Below are 17,221 nucleotides of genomic sequence, written 5' to 3' on the forward strand. Positions count from 1 at the left end.
ACCATACCCGCGCTCAGGCCGCCGGGGAGACCGCCGGCTCGGGCGCGGGGCGGTCCGCCTGCGCCCGGGTCAGCAGCAGCGGCCCCACGGTGAGCAGCAGGCAGGCCACCGACATCACCAGCAGCGCCGGGGTCAGCCCCAGCAGCGCCACCGACCAGCCACCGAGCAGCGCCCCCACCGGCAGGCCGAGGAAGGCCACCGACCCGGCGATGCCCAGCACCCGGGTCTGCAACGCCTCCGGCACCCGTTCGTACAGCGCCGCGCCGAGCAGCGGGTTCACCGTCGAGATCGCCATCCCGGACAGGAACGTCACGGTCAGCACCACGGCCAGGTCGTCGCTGAGGGCGAGGGCGAGCAGCCGGGGCGCCCCGGCCAGCGTGAGACCCACCGCGAACGTCGCCTGCCGCGGCAGCCGGGTGCCGGCCATGGTGAACAGCACGTTGCCCAGCAGCGCCCCGCCGGAGAAGACCCCCAGCAGCAGGCCGAAGCCGGCCGGGTCGCCGAAGACCCGGTCCACCCAGAGCGGGATCCAGACCGCGACGCTGGCGTTGGCGAACATGTTCGACGCGGAGACCACCACCAGCATGATCAGCAGCATCCGGTCGGTCCGCAGGTAGCCGAAGCCGCCGCGCAGCGCGCGCAGGTACGGCTCCCGGGGTGCCGGTGTGGCCGGTGCGGGCGGGCGGACCAGTACGCCGATCAGCAGCGCGCAGGCCGCGAAGGTGGCCGCGTCGATCCAGATCGCCCGGGTGATCCCGACCCAGTCGATGAGCAGGCCGCCCAGCACCGCGCCGAAGAGCGTCATGCCCCGGCTCAGCCCGTCGTAGGCGGAAGTGAGCCGGATCAGCGGCACCCCGGCCCGCTCGGCGGCCGGCTTGAACAGCACGTGCTTGACCCGGTCGCCGATGCCGCGCAGCCCGCCGGCCACCGCCACCAGCACCAGCAGCGCGCCGAAGCCCAGGAACGGGGCGAGCGCGACCAGCGCCATCGCCGCCGCGCTGGCCGCGTCGGCCACCACCGAGGTACGACGGACCCCGAACCGGTCCGCCCACGGGGTGGCCAGTGCGCTGGAGAGCATGTACGGCAGGGTCTCCGCCGCCGCGACCAGGCCCATCCGGGTCGGGCTGCCGGTGGTCTCCAGCACCAGCCAGGGGATCGCCACCACCGAGATCCGGGTGCCCAGGTTGGAGAGCAGGTCGGCGCCGACCAGCGTGTACAGCTCCCGGCGCGGGTTCACGCCGGGCTCCCGATCCCGGTGCCCACCGACTCCGCGTCGGCCGGATGCGCGGCCGCGTACCGGGCGCGCAGGGCGCGTTTGTCCACCTTGGCCGAGCGGTTCAGCGGCAGCGCGTCGACGAACTCCACCGCGCCCGGCGCCCAGGTGTCGCTCAGCTCCCGGGTCACCAGCGCGATCAGCTCGTCGCCGGTCACCGACGCCCCCGGCGCCGGCACGACGTACGCGTGCGGCAGTTCGCCGGCCACCGGGTCGGGCACGCCGATCACCGCGGCAGCGCGTACCTCGGGGTGGGCGGCGAGCACGTCCTCGATCGGGCGGGAGTAGATCGGCCAGCTGCGCTGCCGGGTGAGGATCCGGTCGGAGAGCCGGTCGACCAGGTAGAGGTAGCCGTCGGCGTCGAGGTGGCCGATGTCGCGGGTGCGGACCCAGCCGTCGACCAGTGTCTCGGCGGTCAGCTCCGGCTGGCCGTGGTAGCCGGCGAAGCTGAGCTTCGTGCGCGCCCAGACCTCGCCGTCCTCGCCGGCCGGCAGCACCCGCCCCTCGGGGTCGCGGATCTGCACCGTCACGTCCCCGTACGGGCGGCCGCAGGAGCGCAGCCGCTCCGGGTGCTCCGGGTCGTCGGTCAGCCCCGGCAGCGCGCAGATCACCACCGCCTCGCTGAGCCCGTACACGATCCGCAGGCACGGGCCGAAGCGGGCGATCGCCTGCCGCAGCCGGGCCGGCGCGGCGGGCCCGGCGCCCACGTTGAACATGAACATGGCGGAGAAGTCCGCGCCCTCCAGGGCCGGGTGGTCGAGCACCTCGTAGAGCATCGGCGGGGTGACGAAGGTGGAGGTGAGCCGTTCGGCGTCGACGGTGGCGATGAACGCCGCCGGGTCCCACCGCTGGCGCAGGAAGAGCACGCCGCCGGTGAAGAGGTTGAACAGGGTGGTGATCTGGCCGCTGGCCAGCCACATCGGGGAGTGCGACAGGTGCCGCAGCAACGGGAAACCGGCCCCCCGGAAGTCCGCGGCCAGCGTCAGGATCTGCTGGTAGAAGCTCTCCCGGTGGTGCACCAGCTTCGGCGTGCCGGTGGTGCCGCTGGTCTGCAGGAACGCCTCCGGCGCCGGCACCTCGGCGGGCAGCTCCGCCGGCTCGTCGAGGGCGGCGCCGAGGTCCGGCCCTGCGCCGTCCGGCCCGAGGCAGAGCACCGGTACGCCGGTCAGCCCGGCGGCGATCTCCGCGCCGAGCGAGTCGCCGTCGCGGGCGTCGTAGACGAAGGCGTCCGGGGCGGCCAGCGTGACGAACTCGTCGACCTCCCGGCGCGAGGTGACCGGGGCGATCCACATCGTCCGGCAGCCGAGCAGGTGCAGGGCGAGCTGGAGCAGCGGTCCCTCCACCGCGTTGCCGAGCATCACCAGCACCGCGTCGCCGGGGCGTACGCCGTGCCGCAGCAGCGCGCCGGCCAGGCCGCGTACCTCGGCGGCGACCTGGTGATAGGTCAGCCGCCGGCCGCCGCCGACGAGCGCCTCCCGGTCGCCGAAGCCGGCGAACAGCTCCAGCGCGCGGTGCACGTAGGACGTGGATCGGGTCATGCCGGGCCCCCATCGTGGTCGATCGCCGTCGGTCGGCGCGGCCTCGCCCGCGAGGCGTCACGACGACCGTCCACCACACGTCCGGGCAGGTCAGCGCCGGGACGGGACGACAGGTGCCAGGGTCGGCGACCGCACCGCCGCCGATTCCGAGCGTAGGCAGGCGGGTCCGGACTGGACAGAGCCGAACGGTGGGGCCCGGTACCCCGACGACATTTGATCATGTCGATCAGGTTGATTGACGCTCGTCTCGCCGGGCGGCTAGTTTCCGGACCATCGCCCGGGTACCGCCGTCGATCCGACCGCGCCCCGGGAAGCCACCATGGAGGATCAATGCCGACCCCGAAGAGATGGCAGGTCATAGTTTCCGCCGCCACGCTGTTGCTCGCCGGCACCCCGGCGGTCACCGCGAGCGCCGGTCCGGCCGACACCGACAGCGCCCGGCACGGGCGGTCGGAGTGGGCGGCCAGCTGGGCGGCGGCGGTGACCCGCGGCAACACCGTGGGCCTGACCAACACCGGCCTGAACAACCAGAGCATCCGGATGACCGTGCAGACCACCGTCGGTGGTGACCGGCTCCGGGTCCGGCTGACCAACCTCTACGGCGACCAGGCCGTCAAGGTCGGCCACGCCACCGTCGCCCGTCCCGACACCGCAACCGAGGACCGCTCCGACATCGACCCGGCCACCCTGCACGAGCTGACCTTCGCCGGCTCCGCCTCGGCCACCATCAACAAGGGCGCCGAGCTGCTCAGCGACCCGCTGGACTTCCCCGTCGACGAGCAGGAGGACCTGGTCGTCACGCTGTACTTCCCGGTGCTCACCGGGCCGGTCTCGTTCCACGGCCAGTCCCGGGTCACCAACTTCATCGGCGCCACCGACCTCACCACCGCCGCCGGCGGGGCCGGTTTCACCATCAAGCCGAACTGCTGCTGGATGTTCCTGTCCGGCATCGACGTGGAGCGCCGGACGAGCCCCGGCTCGGTGGTCGTCCTCGGCGACTCGATCGGGGACGGCAACGGCAGCACCGTCAACGCCGACCAGCGCTGGCCGGACCTGCTCGCCGAGCGGCTCATCACGGTCCGACCGGAGGTCCGCACCCCCGGCGTGCTGAACATGAGCCTGGCCGGCAACCGGCTCAACCACGAGGGCCCGGAGCCCGGCGCGGGCGGCTTCCCCGGCTACAACGAGCTGGGACCGAACGCCCTGGCCCGGCTCAACGAGGACGTCTTCCCGCAGACCGGGGTGCGCACCCTCATCACCCACCTGGGCATCAACGACATCTGGATGAACGGCGACAGCGCGGAGAGCATCATCGGCAGCCTGCGCCAGATCAACCAGCAGGCCAAGGAGCGGGGCCTGACCAGCCTGGTCGGCACCATCACCCCGTACGAGGGCAACGGCGGCCCCGGGGTGTGGACGGAGGAGAAGGAGGCCACCCGGCAGGCGGTGAACACCTGGCTGCGGGGCGCGGGCGCGGCCGAGTTCGACGGCGTGCTCGACTTCGACGCCGTGCTGCGTGACCCGACGCACCCGAGCCGGCTGCTGCCGGCGTACGACTCCGGGGACCACATCCACCCGAACGACAGCGGCGCGCGGGCGATGGCGGACGCCGTACCACTGCGACTGCTGGGCCTGTGACAGCGGGCGGGGGCGGCGTCGGCACCACGCCGCCCCCGCCGCCTTTTCCTGGGGAGGAAACACCGTGAACGTCGACGAGATCCTGACCGGCCTGTACAGCGAGGCCGGCCGGCAGGACCCCTATCCGTGGTACACGGCCCTGCACGAGCACGGGCCGATCAGCGCCATCCCGACCCGCGCCGAGCACAGCACCGTCACCGCCGTCGCCGGCGGGTACGACCTGGTCGACCAGGTGCTGCGCGACCCGGACTGGTACAAGGGCTTCCCGCCCGGCTGGGAGGAGCAGGAGATCCTGCGCACCTTCCTCACCTCGATGATGTTCATCAACCCGCCGGACCACACCCGGATGCGGGCGGTCTTCGCGAAGACCTTCACCCCGCGCCGGCTGGGCGCGCTGGAGCCGGTGGTGGCCCGGGTCGTCGACGAACGGCTCGACCGGATGGCCGAGGCCGGCGCCGGGGGCGCCGAGGTCGACTTCGTCGCCGACTTCGCGTACCCGGTCCCGGCGTTGGTGATGGCCGAGTTCATCGGCCTGCCCGAGGCCGACCTGGCCTGGTACCGGCAGCGGGTCGACTGGATCGACGAGTACATGGACGTGGCCGGCAAGACCCCGGAGCGGCTGGCCCGGGCCAACCAGGCCACCGAGGAGCTGCGGGTCTACTACCGGGACCTGATCGCGCACCGCCGCCGCCGGCCCGGCGACGACCTGATCAGCGGGCTGGTCGAGGTGCTCGACGCGGGCGGCGTCGAGCTGACCGAGGAGGAGCTGATCAGCAACCTGATCGTGCTCTTCAACGCCAGTTTCGTCACCACCGTCTACATGTTCAGCAACGGCCTGCCGCTGCTGCTGGCGCACCCCGACGTGGTCGCCGCGCTGCCCGGCGACGACGCCCTCGCCCGGGGCTGCGTCGACGAGGTGCTGCGGATGGCCAGCCCGGTGCACTTCCTGGCCCGTTCCGCGCCGCACGACACCGAGCTGGGCGGGGTGCCGGTCAAGGCCGAGGAGAACGTGCTGCTGCTGATCGCCGCCGCCAACCGCGACCCGTCCCGCTTCCCCGACCCGGACCGGTTCGACCCGCACCGCGACGGGCCGCCCTCGCTGGCCTTCGGGGTGGGGCTGCACTTCTGCCTCGGCTCGGCGGTGTCGAAGCTGGAGGGACGCGTCGCGCTGCCCCGGCTCTTCGCCCGCTTCCCCCGCCTGGCGATATCGCAGACCCCGACGTACAGCGGCAGCCTCTTCCTGCGCGGCATCGACAAGCTCTTCGTCACCACCGGCAGTTAGGAGATCAGCATGGCCCTCGACCCGCAGGTCCTCGCGTGGCGGGCCGCGCGCGCCGCCGCCGGCACCGCGCCGCTGTACACCCAGACCCTGGCCGAGGCGCGCGCCGCCGACCTCGCCGCGATCCGCGCCGGCTCCGGCGCGGTCGAGCCGGTCGCCGAGGTACGCGACCTGCATCTCCCCGGCCCGGACGGGCCGCTGCCGGTGCGCATCCACCGGCCGGACGCGGACGGCCCGCTGCCCACCCTGCTCTACTTCTTCGGGGGTGGCTGGACGCTCGGCAGCGTCGACACCGCCGACGGGATCTGCCGGCGACTGGTGAACCTCACCGGCTGCCAGACCGTGACGGTCGGCTACCGGCTGGCCCCGGAGCACCGGTTCCCGGCCGCCGTGGACGACTGCTACGCGGCGCTGCGCTGGCTGGCCGGGCACGCCGACGAGGTGGGCGCGGACCCGGACCGGCTCGCCGTGGGCGGCGACAGCGCCGGCGGCAACCTGGCCGCCGCGGTCACCCTGCTGGCCCGCTCCGACGGCGGTCCCCGGCTCGCCGCCCAGATGCTGGTCTACCCGAACACCGACCAGCGGGTGTCGGCCGTGCCGACCCCCGACGAGGACCCGTTGCTGTTCAACCGGCACTCGGTGGCCTGGTACCGGCGGCACTACCTGCCCGACCCGGCCGACGCGGCGCACCCGCTGGCCTCGCCGCTGCTCGCCGAGGACCTCTCCGCGCTGCCCCCGGCGCTGGTGATCACCGCCGAGCACGACCCGCTGCGCGACGAGGGGGAGCGGTACGCGGCCCGGCTGCGCGAGGCCGGCGTGCCCACCGAGGCGACCCGGTACGCCGGGATGATCCACGGCTTCTTCGCCATGCCCGGGGTGTTCGACGCCGGCCGGCGCGCCCAGGAGCAGGCCGCCGCCTTCCTGCGCGACCGGTTCGGCCTCGCCCCGGCCGGGAGCGCCACCCCGGCGGGGCAGGGGAGCGGACATGGCTGACCCCACCGACACGCTGCCCGAGGTCGCGTTCGTGCCGCCGGCCAGCCTGGCGGACTTCGCCGCGCCGGCCCGGGCGGTGCTGCCGGCCGGCGTGTGGGACTTCGTCGAGGGCGGCAGCGGCACGGAGACCACCCTCGCCGCCAACCGGGCGGCCCTGGACCGGGTGGCGGTGCTGCCCCGGGTGCTGACCGGCGTGGACATCCCGGACACCGCGGCGGACCTGCCCGGCGGCCGGTACGCCCAGCCGGTCGCGGTCGCGCCGATGGCGTACCAGAAACTGCTGCACCCGGACGGTGAGGTGGCGCTGGCCGCCGCCGCCCGGACGGCCGGCGTGCCGTACGTGGCCTCCACGGTCGCCTCCGCGCCGCTGGAGGAGGTCGCGGCGGCCGGCGGGGACGTCTGGTTCCAGCTCTACTGGCTGCGCGACCGGGACCTGGTGGCCGACCTGGTGGACCGGGCGCACACCGCCGGCTGCACGGCGCTGATGGTGACCGTGGACGTGCCGGTGCTCGGCCGCCGGCTGCGCGACGTCCGCAACGGCTTCACCCTGCCGCCGCAGGTGACCGCCGCGAACCTGGCCGGCGGCCGGGACGACCTGGCGCACCGGGGCGCCCCCGGCACGTCGGCGGTGGCGGCGCACACCGGGGCGGTCTTCCAACCGGCGATGAGCTGGGCGGACCTGGCCTGGCTGCGGGAGCGTACCCGGCTGCCGCTGGTGGTGAAGGGGGTCCTCGACCCGCGCGACGCGGTGCGCGCGGCGGAGACCGGCGCGGACGCGGTGGTGGTCTCCAACCACGGCGGCCGGCAGCTCGACGGCGCCCCGGCGTCGGCCACCGTGCTGCCCGACGTGGTCACCGCGGTCGGTCCGCGCTGCACGGTGCTCTTCGACGGCGGGGTGCGCGGCGGCACCGACGTGCTGCGCGCGCTGGCGCTGGGCGCGAGCGGCGTGCTGGTCGGCCGGCCGCTGCTCTGGGCGTTGGCGGCCGGCGGCCGGGCCGGCGCCGAGGCGGCCCTCGGGCTGCTCGCCGCCGAACTGCGCGACGCGCTCACCCTCGCCGGCTGCGCCGACCCGGGCGCGGCCCGGCACCTGCGAACCCTGATCGGAGGCTGACGTGGAGCCGGTGGACCTGACCGTGGACACGCTGCACGCCAGCGTCGACGACCCCGCGCTGAACTCGATGAACTTCCTCAACGAGGTGGCCCAGCACTACCCGGACGCGGTCTCGCTCGCCGCCGGCCGCCCGTACGAGGAGTTCTTCGACTCGGGCGTGCTCCCCGCGTACCTGGACCGGTTCCGCCGGCACCTCGCCGACGACCTGGGGCTGAGCCCGGCCCAGGTGGACCGGACCCTGCTGCAGTACGGCCGGACGAAGGGCATCGTGCACCACCTGATCTCCCGCAACCTCGCGGTGGACGAGGGGCTGACCGTCGACCCGGAGACGATCGTGGTGACGGTGGGCTGCCAGGAGGCGATGTTCCTGGTGCTGCGGGCGTTGCGGGCCGGGCCGGCGGACGTGCTGTTCGCCGTCGCGCCCACCTACGTCGGGCTGACCGGGGCCGCCCGCCTGGTCGACCTGCCGGTGCGCCCGGTGCGCGGCGGCCCGGACGGGATCGACCTGGCGGACCTGCGCGCGCAGCTGCACCGGGCCCGGGCCGAGGGGCTGCGTCCGCGCGGCTGCTACGTGATGCCGGACTTCGCGAACCCGTCCGGGGTGAGCATGGACGTGGCGCAGCGGCGGCGGCTGCTCGACCTGGCCGCCGAGGAGGAGCTGCTGCTCATCGAGGACAACCCGTACGGCCTCTTCCCGGCCGGCGACGGGGACCGGCCGCCCACCCTGAAGGCGCTGGACACCCGGCGCCGGGTGGTCTACCTGGGCTCCTTCGCCAAGACGGTGCTGCCCGGGGCCCGGGTCGGCTACGTCGTCGCCGACCAGCGGGTGGCCGGCTCGGACGGCACGGTCGGGCCGCTCGCCGACCAGCTCGCGAAGATCAAGAGCATGGTCACGGTGAACACGTCACCGATCGCGCAGGCGGTGATCGGTGGCGCGCTGCTGGCCCACGACTGCTCGCTGGCCGCCGCGAACGTCCGGGAGCGGGCCGCGTACGCGCGCAACCTGCGGCACCTGACCGACGGGTTGGCCCGCCGCTTCCCGCCCGGCGGTCCGGTGGGCTGGAACGTGCCGGCCGGCGGCTTCTTCGTGGTGGTGACCGTGCCGTTCCCGGTGGACGACGCGCTGCTGCACCGCTCGGCGCGCCGCTACGGGGTGCTCTGGACCCCGATGGGGCACTTCTACGACGACGGGGCGGCGGTGCGGGCCCTGCGGCTGTCCATCAGCGCGGTCACCCCGGACCGGATCGACCTGGGGCTGGACCGGCTCGCCGCGCTGATCACCGACGAGCTGGCCGCCGTCGGGCCCGTCCGTAGATAATGGACGAATGGTTGCCTGGGAGTACGCGTTGCTGGTCCGCCGCTATCAGGGGCAGGGCCGCAACTTCCATGTCTCGTTCGTCTGGTACGCGCCGGACGGGTCGCGCACCGACGTGACCGCGTACGGCGACACCGCCATCGCCCACCTCAACCGGGTCGGCCGGGAGGGCTGGGAGCTGGTCTCGGCGGCGGAGGACGTGAACAACGTCCAGGGCAGCACCGAGGTGCACCGCTACCACCTCAAGCGGCCGCTGCGCTGAGCCGCTAGTTTGGTCCCTCCAGCGAGGGGCGGGAGCAGCGGGTGGGCCGGTACGTCATCGGGGTGGACTTCGGCACCCTCTCCGGCCGGGCCGTGGTGGTCGACGTGGCCGACGGCGCGGAACTCGGCAGCGCGGTGCACGCGTACCGGCACGGGGTGATCACCGAGCGGCTGCCCGACGGCGGGCCGTCGCTGCCGCCGGACTGGGCGTTGCAGGACCCGGCCGACCACCGGGAGGTGCTGCGCACCGCGGTGCCCGAGGCGCTGCGGGTGGCCGGGGTCGACCCGGCGGAGGTGATCGGCATCGGTGTCGACGCCACCTCCTGCACGGTGCTGCCCACCCGGGCCGACGGCACCCCGCTGGCCGAGCTGACCCTGTTCCGGGACCGCCCGCACGCCTGGCCGAAGCTCTGGAAGCACCACTCCGCACAGCGGCAGGCGGACCGGATCACCGCGCTCGCCGCCGCCCGCGGCGAGCCCTGGCTGCCCCGCTACGGCGGTCGGGTCTCCGCCGAGTGGCAGCTCGCCAAGGCCGTCGAGCTGGTGGAGCAGGACCCGGAGGTGTTCCACCGGGCCGAGCGGTGGATCGAGACCGCCGACTGGCTGGTCTGGCAGCTCTGCGGCACCGAGACCCGCAACCTGTCGGCGGCCGGCTTCAAGGGGCTGCACCAGGACGGCCACCACCCGGCCCCGCACTTCCTCGCCGCGCTGCACCCCGACCTGCCGGCGCTGCTGGCCAAGGTCGACGGGCCGCTGCTGCCACCCGGGGCCCGGGCCGGCGCGCTGACCGCCGAGGCCGCCCGCCGGACCGGTCTGCCGGCCGGGATCGCGGTCGCCGTCGGGGCCATCGACGCGCACGTCACCGCCGCTGCGGCCGGCGCGGTCGCCCCCGGCCGGATGCTCGCCGTGCTCGGCACCTCCACCTGCCTGATCATGAACGGGGAGCACCGCCGGGAGGTGCCCGGCAGTTGCGGCGTGGTCGAGCACGGGGTGACCGCCGGCCGGTGGGGCTACGAGGCCGGGCAGAGCGGTGTCGGTGACATCTTCGCCTGGTTCCTCGACCGGGCGCTGCCCGCCGGGTACGCCGAACAGGCCCGCCGCCGGGGCGTGCCGGTGCCCGACCTGCTGGACGCCCTCGCCGCCGACCAGCCGGTCGGCGGGCACGGGCTGCTGGCGCTGGACTGGCACAGCGGCAACCGGTCGGTGCTGATGGACCACGAGCTGAGCGGCGTGCTGGTCGGGCTCACCCTGGCCACCCGCCCCGAGGAGATCTGGCGGGCCCTGCTGGAGGCCACCGCGTTCGGCGCCCGCACCGTGGTCGAGGCGTTCGAGGCCGCCGGGGTGCCCGTCGAGGAGTTGACCGCCGCCGGTGGGCTGACCGGCAACCGGCTGCTGCTGCGCACGTACGCCGATGTGCTGCGCCGCCCGCTGCACGTGCTCGACACCGCGCACCCGGCGGCGCGGGGCGCGGCGGTCCACGCGGCGGTGGCCGCCGGGGCGTACCCGGACATCGAGGCCGCCTCGGCGGCGATGGCCGCGCCGCGCCGCGAGACCTGGCACCCCGACCCGGCCCGCGCCGCCGCCTACGACGAGCTGTACGCCGACTACCGCGAGCTGCACGACCACTTCGGCCGCGGCGGCACCGAGATCCTGCACCGCCTCCGCGCCCGCCGCCGCACCGCCACCCCCTGACCCCGCCCTCGTCGTCCGGTCCCTGTTTCACGGAAAGAGTGGTTATCCGGCACCGGATAACCACTCTTTCCGTGAATGAGCGCGCAAGGAGGCCCGCGTGGCGGGTCAGCCCAGGTCGACGGCGGGGTAGAGGGGGAACGGGGTGAGCAGGTCGCTGGCCTGCTTGCTGACCTGCTCCGCGAGGGCCGGGTCGAGGACGTACTTGGCCTTGGACGCGCCGGGCGTGGTCTGCGAGAGCACGGTGTGGATCAGCTCGGCGGTGGCGTCCATCTCGGCGGTGCCGAGACCCCGGGTGGTCAGCGCCGGGGTGCCGATCCGGACCCCGGAGGTGTACCAGGCGCCGTTCGGGTCCTGCGGGACCGCGTTGCGGTTGGTCACGATGCCCGAGTCGAGCAGCGCCTGCTCGGCCTGCCGGCCGGTGAGGCCGTAGCCGGAGACGTCGATCAGCACCAGGTGGTTGTCGGTGCCGCCGGTGACCAGCTTCGCGCCCCGCCGGGTCAGCCCGTCGGCGAGCGCCTGCGCGTTGTCGACGATGCGCTGGGCGTAGTCGGCGAAGTCGGGGCGGCGGGCCTCGGCCAGCGCGACGGCCTTGGCGGCCATCACGTGCGGCAGCGGGCCGCCGAGCACCATCGGGCAGCCCCGGTCCACCTGGTCGGCCAGCTCCGGGCCGCAGAGGACCATGCCGCCGCGCGGACCGCGCAGCGACTTGTGGGTGGTGGTGGTGACGATGTGCGCGTGCGGCACCGGGTCGAAGTCGCCGGTGAAGACCTTGCCCGCGACCAGGCCGGCGAAGTGCGCCATGTCGACCATGAAGGTGGCGCCGACCGAGTCGGCGATCTCCCGCATGATCCGGAAGTTGACCTTCCGGGGGTACGCGGAGTAGCCGGCGACCAGGATCAGCGGCGTGAACTCGCGGGCCGCCTCGGCCACCTTGTCGTAGTCGATCAGCCCGGTGGCCGGGTCGGTGCCGTAGCTGCGCTGGTCGAACATCTTGCCGGAGATGTTCGGCCGGAAGCCGTGGGTGAGGTGCCCGCCGGCGTCCAGCGACATGCCCAGCATCCGCTGGTCGCCCAGCTCGCGGCGCAGCGCGAACCAGTCCGCCTCGGTGAGGTCGTTGACCTGCCGGGCCTGGGCCTTCTTCAGCGCCGGGGACTCCACCCGGTCGGCCAGGATCGCCCAGAACGCGACCAGGTTGGCGTCGATGCCGGAGTGCGGCTGGACGTACGCGTGGGTGGCCCCGAACAGCTCCCGGGCGTGTTCGGCGGCGAGCGCCTCGACGGTGTCCACGTTCTGGCAGCCGGCGTAGAAGCGCCGGCCGACGGTGCCCTCGGCGTACTTGTCGCTGAACCAGTTGCCCATCGCCAGCAGGGTGGCGGGGGAGGCGTAGTTCTCGCTGGCGATGAGCTTGAGCGACTCGCGCTGGTCGGCCAGCTCCGCGCCGATGGCGTCGGCCACCCGTGGCTCGACGGCGCGGATGACCTCGAGCGCGCTGCGGAAGGCGGTGGATTCGGCGTTCAGCGACATGCGACCTCCTGGAGACGTGCGGAAGGCCCAGGCGCTCGGCATGCGTCCTCATGACGGGACCGCTTCCCGATGGTTTTCCATCCCCACGCGCCAGTCACGGCCCACCGGAGATCCTAGCGTGGGGGGTCGGTCCGGACCGCGTTGGGCGGGCGAGCGGGCGGGCCGCCGACCAGCCGAAGGGGCCCGACCGCGCCGGTCGGGCCCCTTCGGCGGTACGCGTCAGGCGGTGGCGGCGTCCCGGGCGCTCTTGCGCGCCTTCGGGTCCTTCGGGCTGCGCGGCGCCTGGGGCCGCATCGCGATCATCCGCTCACCGATCTCCTGGAGCTGGTTGCGTCCGAGGGCCTCGCGGACCTTGGGGAACCACTCCTGCTCCTCCTCCTCGACGTGGTGCTCGACGTTCTCGATCAGCACCGTGGTCTTGGCGACGAGCCGTTCGTCGTCGGCGTCCAGCTCCGCCAGCTCGGCGCTGAGCAGGTCCGCGACGTGGTGCTCCTCGTGCGACTCGAGGATGTCGTCCTCCAGGTCCGGCAGCAGCTTGCGGATCTCGGGGTACATCACCTCGTTCTCCAGGTACGTGTGCGTGGTCAGCGCGGCCAGGATCTCGGTGAGCAGCTCCTGCCGACGCTTCGCCGGGCCGTCCTGCGCCTTCTCGAACTCGCGGAACAGGCGGCGCATCTCCTTGTGGTCCTCTTTGAGCAGGACGATCGCGTCGGTGGACACCGGCACCTCCAAGGTCGGGGTAGGTCGACGCCTGATCCCCTACCCCGGCTGTGACCTGGAAAAACGGGCGGGGCCCGGCGACACGTCGCCGGGCCCCGTCACGGAGGTGCTGCGTACTACTTCACCGCGTTGTACGCGTCCACCATGCCCGCGCCGTAGAACGCGTTACGCGCGCCGCCGGAGCAGGTCGCGTCGTACGCGGTCGGGCCGGCCGGGCTCAGCGGCACCGGGTTGTAGACGCCGGCCGGGCAGGCCAGCGGCACCGAGGACCGCTCCAGGAACGACGCCAGCGCGCCGGGGGTGAGCCCCGGGTGCGCCGAGATGGCCAGCGCCGCCACGCCGGTGGCGTGCGGGCCGGACATCGACGTGCCCTGCTTGTAGCCCCACCCGTTGGTGCGGGTGACGGTGTTGAAGGTGGTCGACAGGATGCCGTCGGTGATGGTCGACTTCGCACCCTGGGTCCGGAACCGGGTGTCGCCACCCGGCGCCGTCACGTCCACCACGCCCTGACCGTACGAGGAGTAGTAGCTCTTCGCGCCGGTCGGCCCGACCGCCGAGACGGTCACCACGCCGGGGGCCTCCGCGGGGAGGTCCATGCAGGCGCTGGTGAGGTCGGGGCGGGTCTCCGGCGTCCCGTTGTCCGGGCTGCCGGTGTCGGTGATCTTGTGGGCCAGGTCGTAGTTGGAGTTGCCCGCGGACGCCACGTTCAGCACGCCCTTGGACTGCGAGTAGCGGATCGCCCGCTGCACGGCCTGCCACACCGGACGCTGGCGGGCGTCGTTGCGGCAGTTCAGCTCCCACGGGTCGATGTAGTAGCTGTTGTTGGTGAGCTGGAAGCCGTGGTCGGCGGCCCACATGAACCCGCAGACCGCGGCCTCCGGGTAGATGTACCCGTCGTCGTTGACCACCTTGACGGCGGCCACCTTGACGCCCGGAGCGATGCCGGCGACACCGACGCCGTTCACGGCGGCGGCGATGGTGCCCGCCACGTGGGTGCCGTGGTCGCTGGTGGTCGGGTTCCACGCCGCCTCGGTGGTGTCGGTGACACCGCCGATGCAGGACGTGCTCTTGTCCTTGGCGATCTGGGTCGCCAGGTCCGGGTGGGTGCTGGAGATGCCGCTGTCCAGTACGCCGACGACGACGTTCGAGCGGCCGGCGTTCACCGCGTGGGCCTGCGGCAGGTGGATCATGTTCATGTCCCACTGCTGGCCGTAGAGCGGTTCCTTGGTCGGGTCGTCGGTGGCGACGTCGGCCGCGGAGACCTCCACGGTCTCGCCCTCGTCGAGGGCGGTGCCCAGCCCGGCGGTGGACGCCACCGACTCCACGCCGGCGCCCGCCACCTGGGTGGTGAAGTTCGGGTTGGTGGAGCGGACGACGAGCACGCCGATCTGGTCGTAGCTGGCCACGATGGTGCCGTTGGCGGCCGCCACCCGGGCGGCGGCCTTGCTGGTGCTGGCGCCCTGCGGGGCGAGGACCAGATACGCGGTGTCCGGTCCGGCGGCCGCCGCCGGAGCCAGCCCGCCGGTGGCGGCGAGACCGACGCCGAGCGTCATGGCGGACGCGGCGGCCAGTGTCTTGCGACGAAGGTTCTTCACACAGACTCCCAGGGGGCCGATCCGGCCGGTCCCCACTCCCTGGTGGGAAGCGGGCCGGCGGAGAACGAGCAGGTTGCTCGCCTTCGAGGGATCAGCGTAGGGACCCGGTGTGGTGTTACACACACCCGAACGGCCGAACAACATCCGTCAGACGGTGGCCACCGTGTACGGGATCTCGTCGAGCAGCTCGCGGGCCAGGAAGCCGATCCGGCCGTACCGGGGGACCAGGCGCTGCCCGCTCACCGCGTGCGCGAAGGCGGCCCAGCAGGCGGCCTGCGCCGGCTCCGCGCCCCGGGACAGCAGGCCGGCCAGCAGTCCGGCGCGGACGTCGCCGCTGCCCGAGGTGCCGAGTCCGGCGTCGCCGCTCTCCTCCCGCCAGCAGCGCCCGTCCGGGGTGGCGATGTGCCCGTAGAGCGAGACCACCGCCTCGTACCGGCGGGCCAGGTCGAGCGCCTCGGCGTCCAGGTCGTCACCGGGGTCCCGGTCCAACAGGTGCCGGGCCTCGGTGAGGTTCGGCGTCAACACCACCTTGCGGCCCGAGCCGACCAGCAGGTCCGGCTCGTGGCTGAGCGCGCCGAGGGCGTACGCGTCGAGCACCAGCGAGGTCTCCGGCCCGGTCGCCGACAGCACCTGGTGCAGCAGTCCCCGGGTGGTGTCGATGTCGTTGAGTCCCGGACCCAGGGCCACCACGTCCGCCTCGGCGAGCAGGTCCGTGAGCCGGTCGCCCGGGTCGCCCCGGACCGCGCCGTCGTCGGTCTCCGGCAGGCCCACCACCAGCGCCTCCGGCACCTGGATGCTGAGCGCGGCGGCGGTGGACTCGGCGGCGGCGAGTTGCAGCACCCCGGCGCCGGCCCGCAGCGCGGCCACCCCGGCCAGCAGCACCGCGCCCGGGGTGAACCGGGAGCCGCCCACCACCAGCACGGTGCCGCGCGCCTCCTTGCCGCCGGTGGGCACCGGCAGCGCCCAGTCCCGCAGCAGCGCGGGGGTGATCACCTCAGACCGGCTCGGCATGGACCTCGTCCTCCCGGGTCGGACGCGCGCCCTGCCGGTGCAGGTGCGACACGTCGTTGAACAGGTACGGCGCGAGCCGGCCGTCGGCGTCGGCGGACCACCCGGTGACCGAGCAGTTGGCGATCACCTGCTCCCGGGTCAACGCCATCAGCTCCGTCTCGGTGAGCCCTTCCACCAGGTAGCGCAGCAGGAAGACCAGCGCGTCGTGGCCGAAGAGCAGCACCCGTCGCCCCTCGTGGTCGCGGCGCAGGTCGCCGAGGAGCGTGCGCAGCCGCAGCGCCACGTCGGTCCAGGACTCGCCGCCGGGCGGCCGGTAGTAGAACTTGCCGAGTCGGTCCCGGCGCTCCGCCTCCTGCGGGTGCCGGCGGCGGACGCCGTGCCCGGTCAGCCCGTCGAGGACGCCGAGCTCCCGGTCGCGCAGCCGCTCGTCGCGGCTGACCGGGATCCCGGTGCCGGCCAGCGCCAGCTCGGCCGTTTGCACCGCGCGCAGGTAGGGCGACACCACCGCCACGTCGGGCCGGCGCGCCGGGGGCAGATCGGCCAGCCAGCGGCCGGTCGCCCGGGCCTGCTCCTCGCCGGTGGGCGAGAGCGGCACGTCCGCGTCCCGCCGGTCGAGGTCGATCAGCTCCGCGCCGGCGGTCTCGGCGGCGGTCGCCGCCACGTTCGCGGTGCTCTCGCCGTGCCGCACGATCCAGAGCGCTGCCAGTTCCGCCATGCGGCCTCCGGTACCCGGCGTCCGGGGTGGGTAACCGTACCGGTCCCGGCGTGCCGCCGGTGCGGTCGGCGGGCGCTCGTGCGGGACGGATCCGGACCGCCGCTGCCCGGTGGGCAGCGCCCGGTGGGATCGACGGTGCAGAATGTCGTCCGGCGAGCCGGCGTGGGCCCGGCCCGTGGGGAGGGCGACGCATGTCGACGGTCATCAGGGGTCTGCGGGAAGCGCTGGTGCTCTTCGTGGTGGCGGCGGTGGTGATCGGGGTCGCGGTCGGGGTCTGGGTGGCGGTCAGCGGCGGCGACTTCACCCACCGGCTCGGGGTGGCGTTCCTGCTGGTGGGCGCCGTGCTCGGGATGACCGGCGACCTCACGCTGAGCCGGATCGGGATGCTGCCCGCCCGGTCCAGCTTCGGGCTGGCCCCGGAGCGGGAGGACGCCGGCGGCGGACGGGTGCTCACCGGGGTCGGGATCTTCCTGTTCGTCTCGCTGCCGCTGATCGCGGTCGGGGTCCTGTTGATCTCCTGACGCCGCCCGCCCCGCTGTCGGAGGGGCCGGTTATG

General features: G+C 74.0%; 15 protein-coding genes and 1 riboswitch. Of the genes, 8 read left to right on the forward strand and 7 right to left on the reverse strand.

The features are described 5' to 3' along the window. Positions 1–13: 13 nt before the first annotated feature. Positions 14–1,237 carry an MFS transporter gene (locus tag GA0070611_RS04935; RefSeq protein WP_091658158.1) on the reverse strand — a complete coding sequence of 408 codons (1,224 nt, stop codon included), beginning with the start codon at positions 1,235–1,237 and terminating at the stop codon, positions 14–16. After that, on the reverse strand, positions 1,234–2,811 hold the full coding sequence (locus GA0070611_RS04940; protein WP_091658162.1) for a class I adenylate-forming enzyme family protein: 1,578 nt from the start codon (positions 2,809–2,811) through the stop codon (positions 1,234–1,236). The genes GA0070611_RS04935 and GA0070611_RS04940 overlap by 4 nt, the downstream gene beginning before the upstream one ends. Before the next feature lie 330 nt (positions 2,812–3,141). On the opposite strand from GA0070611_RS04940, the gene GA0070611_RS04945 reads away from it, so the two are divergent. The 7 genes from GA0070611_RS04945 to araB all read left to right on the forward strand — a co-directional run bounded on the left by GA0070611_RS04945 (position 3,142) and on the right by araB (position 11,100). Then, positions 3,142–4,449 (forward strand): SGNH/GDSL hydrolase family protein, encoded by a 1,308-nt coding sequence (locus GA0070611_RS04945; RefSeq protein WP_091658166.1) that lies wholly within the window; start codon positions 3,142–3,144, stop codon positions 4,447–4,449. 64 nt (positions 4,450–4,513) lie between these two features. Further along, on the forward strand, positions 4,514–5,731 hold the full coding sequence (locus tag GA0070611_RS04950; RefSeq protein WP_091658171.1) for a cytochrome P450: 1,218 nt from the start codon (positions 4,514–4,516) through the stop codon (positions 5,729–5,731). Between the two features lie 9 nt (positions 5,732–5,740). Continuing rightward, positions 5,741–6,721 carry an alpha/beta hydrolase gene (locus tag GA0070611_RS04955; protein ID WP_091658174.1) on the forward strand — a complete coding sequence of 327 codons (981 nt, stop codon included), beginning with the start codon at positions 5,741–5,743 and terminating at the stop codon, positions 6,719–6,721. Beyond that, entirely contained in the window at positions 6,714–7,832 is a 1,119-nt protein-coding gene (locus tag GA0070611_RS04960; RefSeq protein WP_091658177.1) for an alpha-hydroxy acid oxidase, read from the forward strand. The genes GA0070611_RS04955 and GA0070611_RS04960 overlap by 8 nt, the downstream gene beginning before the upstream one ends. A gap of 1 nt (position 7,833) precedes the next feature. Then, positions 7,834–9,150, forward strand: a complete 1,317-nt coding sequence (locus tag GA0070611_RS04965) for an aminotransferase-like domain-containing protein (RefSeq protein ID WP_091658180.1) — start codon at positions 7,834–7,836, stop codon at positions 9,148–9,150. Positions 9,151–9,157: 7 nt separating this feature from the next. After that, on the forward strand, positions 9,158–9,409 hold the full coding sequence (locus tag GA0070611_RS04970) for a hypothetical protein (protein ID WP_091658185.1): 252 nt from the start codon (positions 9,158–9,160) through the stop codon (positions 9,407–9,409). Between the two features lie 41 nt (positions 9,410–9,450). After that, positions 9,451–11,100 (forward strand): ribulokinase, encoded by a 1,650-nt coding sequence (gene araB / locus GA0070611_RS04975; RefSeq protein WP_091658189.1) that lies wholly within the window; start codon positions 9,451–9,453, stop codon positions 11,098–11,100. Positions 11,101–11,205: 105 nt separating this feature from the next. Here the strand turns inward: araB and GA0070611_RS04980 are convergent, their stop codons facing one another. From GA0070611_RS04980 to GA0070611_RS05000, 5 genes are all read right to left on the reverse strand, one after another. Then, positions 11,206–12,624: a glycine hydroxymethyltransferase gene (locus GA0070611_RS04980; protein WP_091658193.1), complete on the reverse strand. Its 1,419-nt coding sequence runs from the start codon at positions 12,622–12,624 to the stop codon at positions 11,206–11,208. A gap of 18 nt (positions 12,625–12,642) precedes the next feature. After that, positions 12,643–12,732, reverse strand: a riboswitch (ZMP/ZTP riboswitch). A gap of 111 nt (positions 12,733–12,843) precedes the next feature. Further along, positions 12,844–13,344, reverse strand: coding sequence for a hemerythrin domain-containing protein (locus GA0070611_RS04985; protein ID WP_091672489.1), 501 nt, complete (start codon positions 13,342–13,344; stop codon positions 12,844–12,846). A gap of 116 nt (positions 13,345–13,460) precedes the next feature. Next, the gene (locus GA0070611_RS04990; RefSeq protein WP_091658196.1) at positions 13,461–14,939 is read right to left on the reverse strand and encodes a S8 family peptidase; all 1,479 of its coding nucleotides are present in this window, start codon (positions 14,937–14,939) and stop codon (positions 13,461–13,463) included. 147 nt (positions 14,940–15,086) lie between these two features. Beyond that, on the reverse strand, positions 15,087–15,950 hold the full coding sequence (locus tag GA0070611_RS04995) for an NAD(P)H-hydrate dehydratase (RefSeq protein ID WP_091658202.1): 864 nt from the start codon (positions 15,948–15,950) through the stop codon (positions 15,087–15,089). Continuing rightward, positions 15,934–16,665, reverse strand: a complete 732-nt coding sequence (locus GA0070611_RS05000) for a histidine phosphatase family protein (RefSeq protein WP_091658205.1) — start codon at positions 16,663–16,665, stop codon at positions 15,934–15,936. The genes GA0070611_RS04995 and GA0070611_RS05000 overlap by 17 nt, the downstream gene beginning before the upstream one ends. A 191-nt stretch (positions 16,666–16,856) precedes the next feature. On the opposite strand from GA0070611_RS05000, the gene GA0070611_RS05005 reads away from it, so the two are divergent. Beyond that, on the forward strand, positions 16,857–17,186 hold the full coding sequence (locus GA0070611_RS05005) for a hypothetical protein (RefSeq protein ID WP_091658209.1): 330 nt from the start codon (positions 16,857–16,859) through the stop codon (positions 17,184–17,186). The last annotated feature ends 35 nt before the right edge of the window (positions 17,187–17,221 follow it).

The sequence above is a fragment of the Micromonospora auratinigra genome (assembly GCF_900089595.1).
GTDB classification, from domain to species: Bacteria; Actinomycetota; Actinomycetes; order Mycobacteriales; family Micromonosporaceae; genus Micromonospora; species Micromonospora auratinigra.